The following is a 17,650-nucleotide window of genomic DNA, read 5'->3' as shown; positions in this document are numbered from 1 at the left end:
CCATACCGGCGTCGGCCCTCTCATCGTTCCCGTCCCATCCTGATCAAGGCAAGACCCGCGTCGGCATCGAAGTGCCGATGCAGATGCGCCGGCGTTTCCGTGACCACCACCTCCAGCGTGGGGCGCACATGGCCCTCCAGCAGATGGCCGCCCAAAGCCCGGCCGTCCGGCTGACCCAGAACCGCATGCATGTGCAGTTTCGGCTCGCCATCCTTCAGTGCCACGTCGCCCAACAGCGCCACCACTTCGCACTGGTTGTCCACCCGGTTGCGCCGGTAGGTTTTCCGGTCCCACTCGAAGTAACCCAGCACGGCGCGCTCGAACGCACCGATCGCGGTGAGGTGCGCGGCACTGAGGTTCTGTGCGTTGGCGAACGACTGCAGGCAGGCGGTGACCTCGTCGCCCGTTTCCAGAATCACCGCCCAGGTCTTGCTGCCGTCGTCATGGATCAGCTTGTGCTGCATGCTTGCCTCCGCGTTGATGGCCGCTCAACGGTGGTCGGTATCAAGCGACTGGAATGTCGCGCCCTGGTGCTGGCGCAGCGCCATCGCCAGCACCTGCGCCATGCCCAGGGCCTCGCGGCCGGTGCATTGCGCGACCTGCTGGCGGCAGCTGAAGCCGTTGGTGATGATCAGGGTGTCCGCGCTGGCAGCGCGCACAGCCGGCAGCAGCTGCAGCTCGCCAATGGCGCGCGACACGTCGACATGGCGCGCATCGAAACCGAACGAGCCGGCCATGCCGCAGCAGCCGGCGTCGAGGAATTCCACGTCCATGCCCAGCTTGTCGAGGAGATGTTTTTCCGCATCGATGCCGATCACCGCGTGATGGTGGCAATGCGCGTGCACCAGCGTCTTGCGTTTCAACGGCGGTGGCGCGTAGCCAATCCGGTCCAGGAACTCGCTGAGCAGGAAGGTGTTGCGCGACAGCCAGTGCGCACGCTCGTCGCCGGGGAAAAGATTGGGCAATTCGTCGCGAAAGCTCGCCACGCACGACGGCTCCAGCCCCACCACCGGCAACCCGCGATCGATGTCCGTGGCCAGGGCGCGCATGCTGTCGCGCAACTGATGGCGCGCCAGATCCAGCATGCCTTCGGCGTAGAGCGGCCGCGCGCAGCACACCGCGGGGCGCGGCACGCGCACGCTGTAGCCGATCGATTCGAGCACGGCGACGGCGTCTTTCAGCGGCTCGGGATGCAGGTAGTTGTTGAAGGTGTCCGGCCACAGCACCACGGCGGGCTTGTCCGCGTCGCCGGGCGGGCGCGCGAAGAACCAGTCGCGGAACGTCTCGCTGGCAAACCTCGGCAGCGTGCGTTCGGCCGCGATGCCGCCGATGGCCTTGGACACGCGCGACACGCCCGGCGCGCGCAGCAGGAAGTTCGCCAGCCACGGCACTTTCGATGCCGCGCGCGCCCACCAGAAGATCAGGCCCATCGCATACGCCGCGCGCGGGCGCAGCCGGTGGCGGTAGTGGTGCGACATGAACTCGGCCTTGCAGGTGGCCATGTCCACGTTCACCGGGCAATCGCTCTTGCAACCCTTGCAGGCCAGGCACAGGTCGAGCGCGTCGCGCACCGGCTCGCTGCGCCAGCCGCCGTGCATCGGGTCGCCCTGCAGCATCTCGAACAGCAGGTGGGCGCGGCCGCGGGTGGAATATTTCTCCTCGTGCGTGGCGCGGTAGCTGGGGCACATCACGCCGCCGCGCTTGTTGCGGCAGTTGCCCACGCCCACGCAACGGCGCGTGGCCTGGGCAAAGCTGGTGCCGTCGTCGCGCCAGGCGAATTTGGTCTGCAGCTTGGGCGGCTGGTAGGCGGGGCCGGTGCGCAGGTCGGCATCCATCGGGTTGGGGTCGACGATCTTGCCGGGGTTCATGCGGCCGTGCGGGTCCCACAGCGCCTTGAACTCGCCGAACGCGCGCACCAGCTCGTCGCCAAACATCTTGGGCAGGAACGATGCGCGCACCTGGCCATCGCCGTGCTCGCCGGAGAGCGAGCCACCGTAGCGCAGCACCAGGTCCGAGGCCTCGTCCATGAACGCGCGCCACTGCGACACGGCCTCGGGCGTGGACAGGTCGAAGTCGATGCGGCAGTGGATGCAGCCATCGCCGAAATGGCCGTACAGCGCGCAGGTGTAGTCGTACTTGGTCAGCAGCTGGCGGAAATCGCGCAGGTACGCGCCCACCTTGTCCGGCGGGACGGCCGCATCCTCCCAGCCCGGATGGCCGTCCGGCTGGCCGGGCACGCGGGCGGTGGCGCCCAGGCCGGATTCGCGGATCAGCCAAAGCATCTTCTCCTCGTCCGGATTGTCGAACAGCTTCATGCTGGGCGCGTCATCCCTGCCCTTGAGTGCCTCCATCAAGCGGCGTGCCTTGCCGTCGGATTCGTCCTTGCTGTCTCCGCCGAATTCCACCAGCAGCCAGCCGCCGCCCGGCGGCAGCAGCGCGCGATCCTTCGGGTGCATGTTCTTGCGCTTCATGTCGGCGATCAGCGCGTCGTCAATGCCTTCCAGGCCAATCGGGCCGAAGCCGAGGATCTGCGGCACGTGGTCGCCGGCCAGGAACACGTCGCGGTAGCCCAGCACCAGCAGCGAGCGCACCGGCGGGCTGGGCACCAGCCGCAACTCCGCCTCCAGGATGGTGACGCAGGTGCCTTCGGTACCCACCAGCGCACGCGCCACGTTGAAGCCGTTTTCCGGCAGCAACTCGTCGAGGTTGTAGCCGGACACGCGGCGCGGAATCTTCGGATAGCGCTGGCGGATCAGGTCCGCGTAGCGGTCGCGGATGGCTTTCAGTCCCGCGTAGATCTCGCCGCGGCGGCCGCCGGCGCGGATGATCGCCTCCAGCTCGTCGTCGCTGGTGGGCCCCACGTGCATGCGCACGCCGTCGCAGGTAACGATGTCCAGCGAGTGCACGTTGTCGGCGGTGCGCCCGGCCATGACCGAATGCACGCCGCAGGAATTGTTGCCCACCATGCCGCCCAGCGTGTTGTGCGCGTGGGTGGACGGATCGGGGCCAAAGGTGAGGTGGTGCTTTTCCGCCGCATCACGCAGGTCGTCCAGCACGCAGCCGGGCTCCACCCTGGCGCGTCGTGCGTCCACGTCGATCGCCACGATGCGGTCCAGGTGGCGCGAGAAATCCATCACCACCGCCGTATTGCAGCACTGCCCGGCCAGGCTGGTGCCACCGCCGCGCGACAGCACCGGCGCGTCGTGCGCGGCGCAGACGCGCAACACCGCCAGCACGTCGTCCGCGTCGCGCGGCATCACCACGCCGATCGGCACCTGCCGATAGATCGAGCCGTCGGTGGCATACAGTGCACGGCTGCCGTCGTCGAAACAGACCTCGCCCTTGACCTGCTGGCGCAGGTCGCTCGCCAGCGCTGCCGCCGCCTGCGCGGAGAACGCGCCGTCACTGCTGTGGCTGTGATGCACGCGCGGCGCGGGCAGCGGCAGGTCGATGGCGGAGGCGCTTTCGGGGGAACGCTCCGGATGCCCTGGATCAGTGAACATGGTCGGGCTCCCGATCAGTGGCCACGCGGTAACGCTGCACGTCGACCTGCTTCAGCACCAGGCCCAGGCCGGGACGATCGGCATCCACCTTCAGCGCGCCGTCGTGCAGCGTGGGCAGACCATCGAAGAACATCGCCTCGATGCGGCTGTGGTCGTGGAAATATTCCAGGTGCAGCAGGTTGTCGAGCGCGCTGCAGACGTGGGCGTGCAGGGTCGGCGCGCAATGCGCGGACACCGGCACGCCGAAACCGCGCGCCAGCGACGCGGCGTGCAGAAAGCCGCTGAAGCCGCCGCAGCGGGTGCTGTCGATCTGCAGCACGTCGACCGCGCCGGCGGCGAGCATGCGGCGGAAGTACCACGCATCCCAGCCGTATTCGCCGGCGGCGATCGCCATGCCGTGCGGCGCGCGATCGCGCAGCAGCCGCAGCCCGTCCAGATCGTCGGATGACACCGGCTCCTCGAACCAGCCCACCCGCTCGCACGCATACGCATCGGCCAGCGCCAGCGCCTGCTGGCGGGTGTAGGCGCCATTGGCATCGACCATCAATTCCACATCCGGCCCGATCGCCTCGCGCGCGGCATGCACGCGCGCCGGGTCATCCTGCGGCCGCGTGCCGACCTTCATCTTGACGCGGGCAATGCCCTCCTCCGCCCACCCGGCCAGTTGTTGCTGCAGGCGCTCGGTGGAGTACGACGTGAAGCCGCCGCTGCCGTAGACAGGCACCGCCTCGCGCGCCGCGCCAAGCAGCCGCAGCACCGAGGTTTCGTGCAGCCGCGCCTTCAGATCCCACAGCGCGTGATCGACCGCGGCAATGGCCATCAAACCGAGGCCCGGACGGCCGATGTTGCGCAGGGCGCGGTTCATCGCCGCCCACACGGCGGGAATGTCGTCCGCATCGGCACCCAGCAGGCAGGCACGCAGCGGGTCGGCGATCAACGACGCCGCCGCGGTATGGGCGTAGGTGTAGCCCAGCCCGCACTCGCCATCCGCGCTCACCTGCGCCAGCACCAGGGTGGTGGCGTCCCAGGCGATGGTGCCGTCCGCTTCGGGCGCGTCGGTGGGGATGCGATAGGCACTGGCCTCGACGCTGGCGATCCGGCGCCCCGCCGCGATGGGCGGGGCCGCGGTCACGATCCGGCCTTGTCGCTGTCGTCCCTGCCACTGTCGTCCGTGCTGCCACGCGGCAGGATGCCGGCCAATACCTGGCGCAGGCTCTGCTTGATGATGCCCAGCTCGTCCGGGTCGTTCTTCGTCAACGCGGTCATGTACGCACGCGCCTGCTGGAAGCTGATGTGCGGCGGCAGCGGCGGCACGTCGGGGTCGCTGATGAACTCCAGCACCACCGGCCGATCGGCGCTGAACGCCTGCTCCCACGCGTCGGCTATGTCCTCGGGCTTGTCCACGCGGATGCCCTTGAACCCCAGCATCTCGCCGTAGCGCGCATACGGGAATTCCTCCACATCCTGCGCGGCGGAAAACTTGGGGTCGCCGGCCAGCGCCCGTTGCTCCCACGTCACCTGGTTCAGGTCGTTGTTGTGCAGCACCATCACCACGAAGCAGGGGTTGCCCCAGCGCTTCCAATATTCCTTGACGGTGATCAGCTCGGCGTTGCCGTTCATCTGCATCGCGCCGTCGCCCACGATCGCCAGCACCGGATGATCGGGGTAGGCGAACTTGGCCGCGATCGCGTACGGCACGCCGCTGCCCATGGTGGCCAGCTTGCCGGACAGCGAGGCCATCATGCCGCGGCGCAGCCTCACGTCGCGCGCGTACCAATTGGTGTGCGAGCCGCAGTCGCCGCAGATGATGGCGTTGTCGGGCAGGCGCGGCGACAGCTCCCAGAAAATGCGCTGCGGGTTGATCGGGTTGGCCGGCTCCATCGCCTTCGCTTCCAGCGCGCGCCAGGATTTGCGCACGTTGAGCTCGATCCGCTCGCGCCAGTCGGGATCGGTTTTCGCCTCCAGCAGCGGCAGCAGGCGGCGCAGCACTTCGCCGCTGTCGCCGATCAGGTTGACCTCGGTGGCGTAGCGCATGGACACGTTGCGCGGCGCGATGTCGATCTGTACCGCGCGCGCCTGGCCGTCCTCGGGCAGGAATTCGGAATACGGAAACGTGGTGCCGATCATCAGCAGCGTGTCGCAGTCGTTCATCATCTGCCAGCTGGCCTTGGTGCCCAGCAGGCCGATGGAGCCGGTGACATACGGCAGGTCGTCGGGCAGCACCGCCTTGCCCAGCAGCGCCTTGGCCACGCCCGCGCCCAGGCGTTCGGCCACCGCCGCCACTTCGTCGCCCGCGCCCAGCGCGCCCGCACCGGCCAGGATCGCCACCTTGCGCCCCGCATTGAGCACGTCGGCCGCGCGTTGCAGATCGTCGTGGTCGGGCACCGGATGCGCGTTGGCGTAGCCCACGCCGGAGTACACGTCGCCGTGCTTGCGCGGCGGGCTTTCCACTGCGGGCAACTCCTGCAGATCGTTCGGCAGGATCACGCAGGTGACGGTGCGCTCGGCCGCGGCAATGCGGATGGCGCGGTCGATGACGTGACGCACCTGTACCGGGGACACCACCGTTTCCACGTAGCCGCAGACGTCCTTGAACAGTGTCTGCAGATCCACCTCCTGCTGGAAGTCGGCGCCCAGCGACGAGCGCGTGGCCTGCCCCACGATCGCCACCACCGGCATGTGATCCATCTGCGCGTCGTACAAGCCGTTCAGCAGATGGATGGCGCCGGGGCCTGAGGTGGCGAAGCACACGCCCACCTCACCGGTGAACTTGGCATGCCCGCCGGCCATGAACGCGGCCATTTCCTCGTGCCGCACGCGCACGTAGTCGAAGCGGTCGGCGGCGCGACCCATCGCGCCCATCAGCCCGTTGATGCCGTCGCCCGGAAAGCCGAACACGCGCTTGATGCCCCAGTCGGTAAGGCGTTGCAGGATGAAATCGCCGACGGTTTCGCTCATGGCAGGGTCCTCGCGGATGTGCAATGGAGAGGACGGGATCGGCTGGCGCAGGCGCGCAGACCCCGTGAATCCGATGGCCGGGCCGGCGTCGCGAGCGGACGCGAGGGGCGCGGCGGAAAAGCAGGCCGCTACCTTCGCGCCGCGGAAGTCACGCGGGGGTGAAGTTTTTGGGAGGCAGGGAATGGGGAATGGGGAATGGGGAATCGAGATTTGGATTCCCTCGAACCGTTCACCCTGAGCGTAGCCGCGCAGAGGCGAAGTCGAAGGGCGTGCGCGGGAAGGCTTCGACCTCGCCGCCGCGCGGCTACGCTCAGCCTGAACGGCTGGAGGGTGTGCGCCGCCTCAAACGTTTTCCGTCACCCCTGCCCTCGCGCCGCCACCGATCATTTCGCCGACGCGGCGCGCCAGCAGTTCGACGGTGAACGGTTTGGTGATCAGCTGCATGCCCGGCTCCAGGAAGCCATCGGCCGCCGCGGCTTCAGAGGCGTAGCCGGTCATCAGCAGCACCTTGAGTCCGGGCCGCCGCTGGCGCGCCGTGCCCGCCATCGCGCGGCCGTTCGTGCCCGGCAGCCCGATGTCCGATACCAGCAGGTCGATCGGCTGGCTGGAGTCGATGATGCGCAGGGCCTCCTCCGCATCGACAGCCTCGATCGTCTGGTAACCGAGCTGGTGCAGTACCTCGATCACCAGCAGGCGCACGATCGCCTCGTCCTCCACCACCAGTACCACCTCGCCGCTGCCTTCCGGGTGCGTGGCGGCGGGCAGCGGTGGCGGAACGGCAACCGCCTCGCTGGTCGTGCGCGGCAGGTACAGCGTGATGCTCGTGCCCCGCCCGATATGGCTGTCCAGCTCGCAATGGCCGTTGGACTGGCGCGCGAAACCGTAGACCATCGACAGCCCCAGCCCGGTGCCCTTGCCGTTCGGCTTGGTGGTGAAGAACGGATCGAAGGCGCGTCCAGCCACGTCCGCCGGCATGCCGGAGCCGGTATCGGAAACCTCGATGCCCACGTACTGGCCGCTGTCGCCCACCTGCCAGGTGCGCGCGCGCAGCTGGTCGACCTCGACATTGCGCGTGCGCACCGTCAGCAGGCCGCCCTCGGGCATGGCGTCGCGGGCATTGATGGCCAGGTTGAGCAGCGCGTTCTCCAACTGGTTGGGATCGCACAGCGTGACCCACAGGTCGACGGCCAGATCCAGCTCGATGCGGATGCGCTCGCCCATCGTGCGGCGCAGGAACTCCTCCATCGAGGCGATCAGCGGATTGACGTGCACATGCCGCGGGTCCAGCGGTTGCCGCCGCGAGAAGGCCAGCAGGCGGTGGGTCAGCGCGGCGGCGCGGTTGGCCGAGGTCAGCGCGCCATTGATGAAACGACCGAGGCGTCCGTCATCCTTGTCGCGCACGCGCATCTCGACCAGCTCCAGCGCGCCGATGATGCCTTGCAAAAGATTGTTGAAGTCGTGCGCGATGCCGCTGGTGAGCTGGCCGATGGCGTCCATCTTCTGCGCCTGGCGCAGCTGCGACTCGACCAGGATCTTCTCGCTCAGGTCGCGGATGAATACGTTGAACCAGTCACCGCTGCTGAGCCGCAGCGCGCTGATGCGGAACTCCACCACGAAGGTTTCGCCATCGCGGCGCACCGCCTCGAACTGGTCGTCCGAACCGTGCTGCAGCGTGGCGTCGGTGACGGTGGGCAGCGCATGCAGGAAGCGCCCGCGATCCTTTTCGGCGATGGCCAGCTGCACGAAATCGCGCCCCAGCACCTCGTCCCGCTCCCAGCCGAACAGGCTTTCGGCGCGCGGATTCCACTCGGTGATGCAGCCGGCCTCGTCCAGTTGCGCAAAGCCGTCCAGCGCGGTGTCGATCACGCCGCGCGCCTGCTGCTCGCTTTCGATCAGGGCCAGTTCGTGCTCGCGCCGCTCGGTGATGTCGCGGGTGATCTTCACGAAACCGACCAGCCGGCCCTCGTCGATCGTGGTGTGGATCACCACGCTGGCCCAGAAGCGGCTGCCGTCCTTGCGCACGCGCCAGCCTTCGGCGCCGAAACTGCCGTTGCGCCGCGCGGCGGCGAGCGCGACCTCGGGCATGCCTTCCTCGCGATCCTCCGGCGTGTAGAAGGTGGAGAAATGCCGGCCCATGATCTCCGCGGCGGTGTAGCCCTTGACGCGCTCGGCGCCCTCATTCCAGCTGATGATGTGGCCGTCGGGGTCGAGCATGTAGACGGCGTAGTCCGTGACATTCTTCACCAGCAGCTCGAGATGGCTTTCGCTGCGGTGCAGTTTCATGAACATCTTTTCCACCGTATTGGTGCGGTGGACCACGCGTTTCTCCAGCGTGCTGTTCAGGTCCTGCAGGGCCTGTTCGATCTTGCGGTGCTCGGTAATGTCGATCATCAGGTTGACCGCGCCCACCAGTTCGCCGGCCTCGTCGAACAACGGCGTGGGGTAGGCCTTGAACGCCAGGCGCAGCCCGCCGGGTTGCTCGGTGATCGCCTCCTCGCCGCGCAACGGTCGCTGCTCGCGCAGGGCCGTGGCCATCGGGCCCTCGCTGTGCGGCATCGGGCGGCCGTCGAGGTGGAACAGCTTCCAGCAGATCGACCACGGCTCGCCCAGCGCTGGCGTGCGTCCCGCGAAGTGGACGGCCGCCTCGTTGAAGAACGTCACCCGGCCCTCGGCGTCGGTCATGTAGATGGCCACCGGCAGCGCCTGCAGCACGTTGCGCCACAGCCGGTCGCGCAGGCGCGCGGCGTCGTCACCGCGCTTCTGGACGGTGACGTTCTCGAACACGTCCGGGCTGTCGCCGATCGGCGCGGACACGTCGAAGCTGTTGACCACGCCGCACAGCATGCCGGAAGCGTTGCTCAGCGGGACCACGCTGGCGATGGCACGGCGCGGCGTGCCCTGCGCGGGCTGGACCCGCGTCTCGAAATCGCGCCACGGCTGGCCCTGGCGTCTTACGCGCGCCATCGGGCTCTCGGCCTGCGGCGCATCGGTGGGCGGCAGAAAGAAATCCTCGCCCGCGGCGCCCTCGCGCATGGCTTCGCCCCACAAGGCGCGCGCGCGGGCATTGCAATCGAGAACCCTGCCGTCGAGGTCGCAGACGAAGGCCGCGGTCGGCATGGCTTCCAGCAGCGATCGGCCCAGTTCACAGCGTGACGGCCGTTGCGGGCCAATGCAACACGGCGCTGATGCCTGCTTCCCCGTCACGAATGGTCTCCCGAAATGCTGATGGCCCGATGATAGCCGGCCCGGCGCGGGCTTCGCCCCGGATCACGGAGGCGGCGAGCCCGCCACGGCCGCGTTGAGCGCTGCCGCCAGCGCGGCATCGCCATTCAGCAGATCGATCCAGTCCAGCTCAATCCCCTTGCGGTGTCCCTTCTCCACCAGCTTCAGCCCCTGCGGGGCGATGGTGAGCGTATAGGCCTTGTCGCCCACGGCGAGCAGCCGCCGCAACGGTTTGTCCAGCGGCGTCACGGGCGATCTCCGTGATCGGTGCACAGTTGCTGACGACAGACATTCATGCCGTTTCCTCCGCTCGCGCGCGGGCGCACGTTGACAGCCGCCGGATCAACGATGCGTCAAGACGCGGCTGTCCCGACATGGCCGCGGCGCAGGGCGTGCAGAACAGGCTGCCGGCCTCTTGCATGACCGCTGGGGGCGGGACACATGGCGCTGTCCGGGCGACACCGCTGCGCGCCGCAGGCACACGGTGCGGGAATGCGACCCTACGCGGCAGCCTTCGCCTCGGCCTTGAACTGCTTCACCAGCTCGGCCTTGCGCTTTTCCAGTTGTTCGCCCAGCGTCTTCAGTTCCGCCGCACCCATCAGTTTCTTCGCGCGCTTGAACATCTCCTTCTCCTCCTCGTCGGCATGGTGCTCGACCAGCTCCTTGAGCACCTTGGCGCGACCGGAGAACTTCTCGCTGTCCGTCGGCGTGTTCTGCAGGTCCGGCAGCACCAGGTCGCCGGCGGCGCGGTGTTCTTCCATCGCCTCGAAATACATCATCGCGTCGTCGGACTTGTCGCCCGCCGCCTTGAACGCGGGATAGAAGATTTCTTCCTCGATCGTGGTGTGGGCTTTCAGCTGGACCGCGATCTCGGCCAGCAGGTCGGCCCGCTTCTTCACCGCGCGCGTCGTCGTCTCCTCCAGCTGGGTCAGCAATTGGCGAACGGTCTGGTGGTCTTGCGTGAGCAGCTTGATGGCGTCCATGGGGCGTCCTGTTGGCACGGTTGGGGGAGTGGCGAGGTTCGCCCACCACGCATCAACACCGCGTCAACCGTTTGTCGCGTGGGCGAGAGGCGTGCCCTTCTTGGCCCTCCAGGCAGTGTTCTACCCTGACAGTGTTCAACCTGATGGTGATCGAGTCGCTGCCCCAGCGCATTCACGTCGCGGCGATTCCGTCGCCGTCATGCTGGCGCGCGTTTCTTGCGTCACGAAGGGAATACCGTGTCCCACCGATCATCCCTGCCGGCGCCGGCGGCGTACACTGGCCGCGCGTGAATCCCTCCATCCCACCCGTTCTGGCGGCTTTCCTCGGCGGCTGCGTGGCCGCGGGCGCCACCGCGGCAGGCACCTTGCCGGCGCTGTTCGCGCGCAGCATCGCGCAGCGTACGCAGGACACCATGTTCGGTTTCGGCGCCGGCGTGATGCTGGCGGCCAGTGCCTTTTCGCTGGCCCTGCCCGGCATCCACGCGGCGCAGAGCCATGGCGCCGGACCCTGGCATGCGGGCGGGATCGTGGCGGCGTCGATCCTGGTCGGCGCGGCGCTGCTGCTGGTGCTGGACCGCGTGGTGCCGCACGAGCATTTCATCAAGGGGCCCGAGGGCTTGTCGTCGCAGCGGATCAAGCGCGCGTGGCTGTTCGTGTTCGCCATCTGCCTGCACAACCTGCCCGAGGGGCTGGCCATCGGCGTGGGTTTTGCCGGCACCGACACCGCGCACGGCCTGGCGCTGGCCACCGGCATCGCGATCCAGGACATACCCGAGGGGCTGGTGGTGGCAGTGGCGCTGATGGCCGCCGGCTATGCGCGCGGCTACTCGGTGATGGTGGGCATGGCATCGGGGCTGATCGAACCGGTGGGCGCCTTCGTCGGCGCCGCGGTGGTGGTGGATTTTCCGCTGCTGCTGCCGGTGGGCCTGGGCTTCGCCGCGGGCGCAATGCTGTTCGTGGTGAGCCACGAGATCATCCCCGAATCGCACCGCCAGGGGCACGAGAACTTCGCCACCGGGGGCCTGATGGTGGGCTTCGTGATGATGATGATGCTGGATACGGCCCTGGGCTGACGTCGCTTTCGCCCGGGCGGGGCGACTTGCGCCCCGTCCGTTGATCGCCCTACTTCGGCCTGGTCTTCCTGCCCGCGCCCAGGTCGGCGCCGGTGCGCGGATCGGCGTTGGGATCGGACTGGGTGCGCCGGGCCATCTGGTCGAGCGCCTTGCGCTCCTCCGCCGACAGGGTGACCTCCGGCAGGCCGCTGCCGCCATCCATCGCCAGGAATTTCTCGCGGTCGCTGAGGTAGTCGAAGTTGGCGTCGCTGTTCCAGGAGCCGCGCATGTCGCCCTCGCCCTGCGAGGTGTTGACGTAGGTGTTGGCGAACTGCGGCATGCCCGGCAGCTTGCCCGGCGGAAAGTTCGGCTCGATCGAGTACAGCGCCTTCTCGAACGACTGCTGGTGCGACATTTCCCGCGTCATCAGAAAGCCCAGCGCGTCCTTCACGCCGGGGTCCGCAGTGACGTTGATCAGCCGCTCGTAGACGATCTTGGCGCGCGCCTCGGCGGCGATGTTGGAGCGCAGGTCGCAGGTCGGCTCACCGATGCTGTCGATGTAGCCTGCCGTCCACAGCTGGCCGCCCGAATTGGTCAGCGCCGGCCCGCCGCCGTAGAGCACCTGGGTGACGTGCGAGTCATTCCCGGCGCCCTGCAGCGAGCGGAACAGTTCCGCCTCCTCGTCGATCGCCTCGGCCAGCCTGCCCTTGGCGCCCTTGTTGAGCATGGCCACGATCGTGCCGATGATTTCCAGGTGGCTCAGCTCCTCGGTGGCGATATCCAGCAGCATGTCCTTGCGACCGGCGTCATCCTCGCCAAGGGCCTGGGTGAAGTAGCGCATCGCGGCGGCCAGTTCGCCTTGCGGGCCGCCGAACTGTTCCAGCATCAGATTGGCGAGACCGGGGTTGCACTCGGAAACGCGAACGGAATATTGCAGTCGCTTGTTGTGGGCAAACATGGATCTCTCCTGTGGCGGGTGGGCCTCGAAGCGCATCGCTGCCCCATCGTCCGCGGATGACGTTCGTTCATCAGAGCTCGCGGCGGGACACGAACGATGCCGACGAGGGTCCAGCCGATGGCCGGCCATGGTGGAAAACCCCGGGGAAACGGTCGGCGAAGCTCGCCGACGTCCTTGTCGAAGGGATGCATTGGGAGGACGGCCAGACTTGCCGATCGGGCATCAATGGCACGTCAAACATTCGCCTTGCGCAGCCTCATGTCGCGCCTTCGCGGCGTGTTCATGGCAGGCGGTCCAGCGTGGCGTTTCCCGATGGTGGAGCTACGCGTGGATACGCGCCCGTCGACGGCGCCGCTGCCGCCGGGCTGAGCGTCCAGGGCGTCAGCACGATCTCGCGGCAATCGCTCTCCTTCTCCTCGAACATCTCGTAGCCGCGGGCGGCGTCGGCCCGTTTCATGCGGTGGCTGATGTGACACGCAGCGTGCCGGATGTTTCGTCTGCGCCAGGTCAGTGGATGGCGCCATCCGCATCGCTGCATGACACGGGTTGAACGTTGCCTAGCCGTCCTCGTCACGCCCGCGCCGGTCTACTGACGGCGGTCCGGCGACTCCCCCTCGCCACAATCCGCCGGTGCGCGACGCCGGCATCCAAGGAGAGCACTGAAACATGAACAACGATCACGACATCAAGGTACTGAACAGTCTCGTCGAAACCACCCTGGACAGCGCCGAAGGCTATGCCGAGGCGGCCAAGGACGCCAAGAGCGCGCAGCTCGTGTCGCTGTTCGAGGGACGTGCCGGCGAACGCCGCCGCGCGGCCTCGACGCTGCAGCAGTGCGTGCGTTCGCTCGGCGGCACGCCGGAGGACGACGGCACCGTGCTGGCCTCGGCCCATCGCATGTTCGTGAACCTGCGCAGCAGCATCACCTCGGCCGACAACACCGCCGTGGTGGACGAGGTGGAACGCGGCGAGGATCACATCAAGCACAAGTTCGAGGAGGCGATGAACGACAACGAGCTGTCGCCGCCGGCGATGTCCGCCATTGCCGACGTCTACACCTCCGTGCGCAGCGGCCACGACCAGATGCGCGACCTGAAGAAGATGCTGCACGCCGCCTGATCGGCCGATGAAACGGACGGCTTCGGCCGTCCATCTCCAACGGAGCCGGGGCCATGCCCCGGCTCCCATCAGCACCCGTCACCCGTCGAGCGCTTGCTCCGGGCAGCCAGTTCCACTACCCGCTCCCCACCACCTCGCCCCGCGGACGCCAACATCGCGTTCACCGCCACTATGCGATTTCTTTCCCGTCATTTTGGAGAGGGATGCCCATGCGTGTATCGCAGTTCGCCGTCGCCCTGCGCAAGGCCGTCAGCGGTGTCGGCGAGGATGCGCTGCTGACCCGCGCGGCGGCGATCGCGTTCTACTCCGCGCTGTCGTTCGCGCCGTTGATGGTGCTGTTGCTGTGGGTGCTGGCTGCGCTTCGTCCCGAGTGGCAGGCGCAACTGACCGATGGCCTCGCCTCGATGCTGGGCGAGAAGGCCGCCGGCGCCACCGCCATGGTGCTGGAGAACGCCGAGTCGAAACCCACGCTGGGCAATATCGCCGGCATCGTCGGCCTGTGCATCACGTTGTTCAGCGCTTCGGTGGTGTTTGCGCAGCTGCAGGAGTCGTTGAACGCGATCTGGGATGTCGAGGCGAAGCCGGGCAAGGCCATCACGGCGTGGCTGTGGGCGCGTGCGCGCGCCATCAGCCTGCTGGTGGGCATGGCGTTCCTGCTCATCGTGTCGTTCGTGGTCAGCGCCTTCATCCACCTCTTCGTGCCCGCCGACTCGCTGGCCTGGAGCATCGCCGAACGTTGCGTCTCGCTGCTGGTTTTCATCGCCGCGTTCGGCGCGATGTACCGCGTGCTGCCCGATGCGCACATCGCCTGGGTCGACGCCTGGCGCGGCGCGCTGCTGACGACGGTGCTGTTTGTCGCGGGCAAGTACGTGATCGACCTCTACATCCAGCACGCCAGTGTCGGTGGCGCCTACGGCCCGGCCGGCGCGCTGGTGGTGCTGCTGACCTGGGTCTACTACGCGGCCACCATCGTGCTGGTCGGCGCCGAGCTCACCCATGGCCTGTCGCTCGCCCGCGGCGAGTCGGTGCAGCCCCAGCCCCAGGCCGAAAAGACGGACGACACCCGCGCACCGTGCTGAGCCCGCGCTCGACAGCGCGTTCACCGGCGGCGTGAGACATGTGTCATCCCCCTTCCCCGAGGATGACACCATGAGCGATGACAAGTCCCTGCGCACCCCCGCCGATGCCCAGCGCGTGAACATGGGCGAGGATTACGAAGTGCGCTATTGGACGGCCAAATGGCAGGTGACGCCGGAGCAATTGCGCGCGGCGGTCGACAAGGTCGGCGTGATGGCCGAGGACGTGGAGCGCGAATTGCGCCGGTAGCGTGGGGCCATGTCTCAGAACCGGAAGCGTGCGAACAGCGACGGTCCCGAGAACTTCATGTCCAGGCCGTCGTCATAGTTCTCGCGGTGCTGGTGCAGCGAGATCCGGCTGTAGCCGTACTCGGCGCCCAGGCCCACGTGCTGCCACGGGAACCACTCGAAGCCCACCGACGCGTTGTAGATATGGCCGCCCAGACGGCTGCTGTTGCGCTTGACGCCGGACAGGTCGACGTACATGCGCATGGTGTCGTCGAACGCGTGCCGCCAGCCCAGCTGCAGCATCGGCGCCCAGGCGTTTTCGCTGTAACGGCTCGATGCCTGCACCACCTCGTCGTTGAGGCGCGCCTCGCCGCTGATGCTGGCGTGTACGCCGTAGTAGGCCGCGCCCAGGCCGATGCCGAAGACGTCGTTGCCGCTGCCCAGCCACCAGCGGTAGGCGGCGCTGCCGAAATTGAAATCGAGCTTGCCGCGGACGGATGCCGAGGCGATGTAGTCGGTGCCGCCGTAGGAGAAATCGCGGCTCATCGACTTTGACCGATTGCGCCGCACATCGTAGTAGTCGAACGAGAAGCCCTGGTGGTCGCCGACCAGGAAATCCAGCCTGACTCTTGGCGTGGTCTTGTGGGAGTCGAAGCCGAGGTCGTCCTCCAGATCCACCGAACCGTACAACTCGCCGCTCTTGTCGCTGGCGCCGATCACGGTATCCATCTGCGTGTAATAACCGCCCACCCACAGACTGGCGCGATCGAGTGCCGGCGACCGTTGGGCAAATGCCGCCGAACTCATCAAGGCCAGCGGAAGCCACAACAGCGAGCGGGCGCGCCGATGCGCGCGGGAGGGGAAATTCATCTTGGGGAAACTCCGTGGGTGGGGGAACGGGCAATCTAGACGTCGCGTCGTGTACGCGTTGTTGATGGCGAGACGCGAGCGAATCGCCGCGCCACCGTCGTCACGCAACACGAACTTGCATGACGCCATCCTGTGCACTTTTCGCACGCCGCCCGTGCTTCAACTATCAACGCGGCGATCCGCTTCCACCGCTATGACTTGCGAGGTGACCGATGAACATCGCCGATAGCTCCCCGACGACCCGCCTGGCGGGCAGCGACATGGAGTACGTGCCGCCCGGCCCGCCGCCGCCCACGCCCGCCGATCCCACGCGCCCGGGCGAGCCGGTGCAGACGCCGCCAAACCCGGAACTGCCGCCGGTGGAACCGCACAACCCCGACCTGCCCGACCAGCCGCTGCGCGCCACGGGCAACAGCGGCACGCCGGCATGAACGCGCCGATCGACGAACGCTGCGCGCATCCGGCCTGCAACTGCCAGACGCGGGTGGATGATCCGTATTGCAGCGATTACTGCCGCCGGATGACGGAGCGGCCGGGCGCGCATGCCGGCGCGCCTTGCGAGTGCGGGCACGAGGCCTGCCACCAGCAACACGCCCACGAGCGCCGTCACCCGCCGCAGGCGTGATGCCGCCCGCCGCCGTCAAGCGGTTCTGCGATGCGCGGTTTTCTTCGCCGTCTTGGCGGCGGGCTTCTTCTTGCCGGCCGCATCCTTGCCGGTCGACTTTCGGGATGCCGCCTTGCGCGGCGCCTTCTTCTCGCTCGTCTTTTTCGTCGCCGTCTTTTTCGCCGGCGTGCGCTGCTTGGTGTCCAGACTCTTCTGCAGCAAGGCCATGAAATCGACCACGTTGGTACTGGCGTTCTCGGGCATCTCGCTTTCGTCCTCGGACGGCGGCGTCACCACGCCCTTGGACTTGAGCCGCTTCTCGATCACCGCGCGCAGGCGTTCGCGGAACTCGTCACGGTAGTCGCCGGGCTTCCATTCGTCGCTCATCGAGTCGATCAGCTGCTCGGCCATCTCCAGCTCCTTGGGCGAGATGCGGTAGTCGGACACCGCGCCCTCGGGAATCTTGTAGTCGCCCGCGTCCACCAGCTCCTGCGGATAGCGCAGCAGCATCAGCAGCAGGCTGTTGTCGCGCGGCATCACCGCGGAAAGGTACTCGCGGGTGCGGATCACCACCCGCGCTATGCCGATCTTGCCGGTGCGCTTGAGCGTCTCGCGCAGCAGCACGTAGCCCTTCTCCGCCTTCTTGCCGGGCACCAGGATATAGGGCTTTTCGAAATACTCCGGCCCGATCGAGCCGGCGTCCACGAAGGTCTTCACCTCCACCGCCTCGCGTCCCTCGGACGAGGCCGACTTGATGTCGTCCGGCTCCAGCACGACGTAGCTGCCCTTCTCGTATTCGAACGCCTTGACGATTTCCTTCCACGGCACTTCCTCGCCGGTTTCCGCGTTGACGCGCTCGTAGCGCACCGGCGTGTTGCTGCGGTTGTCCAGCATGCGGAAATGCAGGTCGACGCTGCGCTCGCCGGACATCAGCGAGACGGGCACGTTGAGCAAGCCGAAGGAGAGGGTTCCGGTCCAGATGGGGCGCGCCATGGTGTGTGCTCCGGCGAGGGATTCGCGCATCGACTATGGCGATGGGCTCGTGGACGGGCTGTCAAGTTTCACCCCGGATCAACG

16 protein-coding genes and 1 pseudogene are annotated in these 17,650 nt (G+C 67.6%); 6 read left to right on the top strand and 11 right to left on the bottom strand.

Translation table 11 applies throughout. The features are described from left to right. Positions 1–20: 20 nt before the first annotated feature. From ABD017_RS04375 to ABD017_RS04345, 7 genes are all read right to left on the bottom strand, one after another. The gene (locus ABD017_RS04375; RefSeq protein ID WP_343880503.1) at positions 21–464 is read right to left on the bottom strand and encodes a PPC domain-containing DNA-binding protein; all 444 of its coding nucleotides are present in this window, start codon (positions 462–464) and stop codon (positions 21–23) included. 24 nt (positions 465–488) lie between these two features. Then, entirely contained in the window at positions 489–3,503 is a 3,015-nt protein-coding gene (locus tag ABD017_RS04370) for an FAD-binding and (Fe-S)-binding domain-containing protein (protein WP_343880501.1), read from the bottom strand. Beyond that, positions 3,493–4,635 carry an enolase C-terminal domain-like protein gene (locus ABD017_RS04365; protein ID WP_343880499.1) on the bottom strand — a complete coding sequence of 381 codons (1,143 nt, stop codon included), beginning with the start codon at positions 4,633–4,635 and terminating at the stop codon, positions 3,493–3,495. The genes ABD017_RS04370 and ABD017_RS04365 overlap by 11 nt, the downstream gene beginning before the upstream one ends. Continuing rightward, positions 4,632–6,461, bottom strand: a complete 1,830-nt coding sequence (locus ABD017_RS04360; protein WP_343880497.1) for a thiamine pyrophosphate-requiring protein — start codon at positions 6,459–6,461, stop codon at positions 4,632–4,634. The genes ABD017_RS04365 and ABD017_RS04360 overlap by 4 nt, the downstream gene beginning before the upstream one ends. Positions 6,462–6,803: 342 nt before the next feature. Beyond that, positions 6,804–9,590, bottom strand: coding sequence for a PAS domain S-box protein (locus ABD017_RS04355; RefSeq protein ID WP_343880664.1), 2,787 nt, complete (start codon positions 9,588–9,590; stop codon positions 6,804–6,806). Positions 9,591–9,728: 138 nt separating this feature from the next. Continuing rightward, positions 9,729–9,932: a hypothetical protein gene (locus ABD017_RS04350; RefSeq protein WP_343880495.1), complete on the bottom strand. Its 204-nt coding sequence runs from the start codon at positions 9,930–9,932 to the stop codon at positions 9,729–9,731. Positions 9,933–10,183: 251 nt separating this feature from the next. Continuing rightward, on the bottom strand, positions 10,184–10,666 hold the full coding sequence (locus ABD017_RS04345; protein WP_343880493.1) for a PA2171 family ribosome-binding persister protein: 483 nt from the start codon (positions 10,664–10,666) through the stop codon (positions 10,184–10,186). A 287-nt stretch (positions 10,667–10,953) separates the two neighbouring features. Here ABD017_RS04345 and ABD017_RS04340 point away from each other — a divergent pair, with 287 nt between their 5' ends. After that, a complete protein-coding gene (locus ABD017_RS04340; protein ID WP_343880491.1) occupies positions 10,954–11,739 on the top strand; it encodes a ZIP family metal transporter in 786 nt (261 codons plus the stop codon). Between the two features lie 49 nt (positions 11,740–11,788). Here ABD017_RS04340 and ABD017_RS04335 read toward each other — a convergent pair whose 3' ends face one another. Together ABD017_RS04335 and ABD017_RS04330 are read right to left on the bottom strand one after the other, a co-directional pair. Continuing rightward, positions 11,789–12,676 carry a manganese catalase family protein gene (locus ABD017_RS04335; protein ID WP_343880488.1) on the bottom strand — a complete coding sequence of 296 codons (888 nt, stop codon included), beginning with the start codon at positions 12,674–12,676 and terminating at the stop codon, positions 11,789–11,791. Between the two features lie 376 nt (positions 12,677–13,052). After that, a pseudogene (locus ABD017_RS04330) lies at positions 13,053–13,145 on the bottom strand (zinc-binding dehydrogenase); the annotation flags it as partial. Positions 13,146–13,342: 197 nt separating this feature from the next. Between ABD017_RS04330 and ABD017_RS04325 the strand changes: the two are divergent. The 3 genes from ABD017_RS04325 to ABD017_RS04315 all read left to right on the top strand — a co-directional run bounded on the left by ABD017_RS04325 (position 13,343) and on the right by ABD017_RS04315 (position 15,121). Continuing rightward, positions 13,343–13,795: a PA2169 family four-helix-bundle protein gene (locus tag ABD017_RS04325; protein ID WP_343880486.1), complete on the top strand. Its 453-nt coding sequence runs from the start codon at positions 13,343–13,345 to the stop codon at positions 13,793–13,795. 209 nt (positions 13,796–14,004) lie between these two features. Continuing rightward, a complete protein-coding gene (locus ABD017_RS04320) occupies positions 14,005–14,874 on the top strand; it encodes a YihY/virulence factor BrkB family protein (protein ID WP_343880484.1) in 870 nt (289 codons plus the stop codon). A 70-nt stretch (positions 14,875–14,944) separates the two neighbouring features. Beyond that, entirely contained in the window at positions 14,945–15,121 is a 177-nt protein-coding gene (locus ABD017_RS04315; RefSeq protein ID WP_343880482.1) for a DUF3606 domain-containing protein, read from the top strand. 14 nt (positions 15,122–15,135) lie between these two features. Here ABD017_RS04315 and ABD017_RS04310 read toward each other — a convergent pair whose 3' ends face one another. Beyond that, positions 15,136–15,969 (bottom strand): autotransporter outer membrane beta-barrel domain-containing protein, encoded by an 834-nt coding sequence (locus ABD017_RS04310; protein ID WP_343880480.1) that lies wholly within the window; start codon positions 15,967–15,969, stop codon positions 15,136–15,138. Positions 15,970–16,181: 212 nt separating this feature from the next. On the opposite strand from ABD017_RS04310, the gene ABD017_RS04305 reads away from it, so the two are divergent. Together ABD017_RS04305 and ABD017_RS04300 are read left to right on the top strand one after the other, a co-directional pair. Continuing rightward, a complete protein-coding gene (locus ABD017_RS04305; protein WP_343880478.1) occupies positions 16,182–16,400 on the top strand; it encodes a hypothetical protein in 219 nt (72 codons plus the stop codon). Continuing rightward, complete coding sequence (locus ABD017_RS04300; protein WP_343880476.1) at positions 16,397–16,594, top strand: hypothetical protein; 198 nt, start codon at positions 16,397–16,399, stop codon at positions 16,592–16,594. The genes ABD017_RS04305 and ABD017_RS04300 overlap by 4 nt, the downstream gene beginning before the upstream one ends. A 15-nt stretch (positions 16,595–16,609) precedes the next feature. Here the strand turns inward: ABD017_RS04300 and ku are convergent, their stop codons facing one another. Beyond that, entirely contained in the window at positions 16,610–17,566 is a 957-nt protein-coding gene (gene ku / locus ABD017_RS04295) for a non-homologous end joining protein Ku (RefSeq protein WP_343880474.1), read from the bottom strand. Positions 17,567–17,650: the final 84 nt, after the last annotated feature.

It is taken from the genome of Rhodanobacter caeni (assembly GCF_039523575.1).
In the GTDB taxonomy this organism is placed as follows: Bacteria; Pseudomonadota; Gammaproteobacteria; order Xanthomonadales; family Rhodanobacteraceae; genus Rhodanobacter; species Rhodanobacter caeni.
This window is presented reverse-complemented; position numbering and strand designations above follow the sequence as displayed.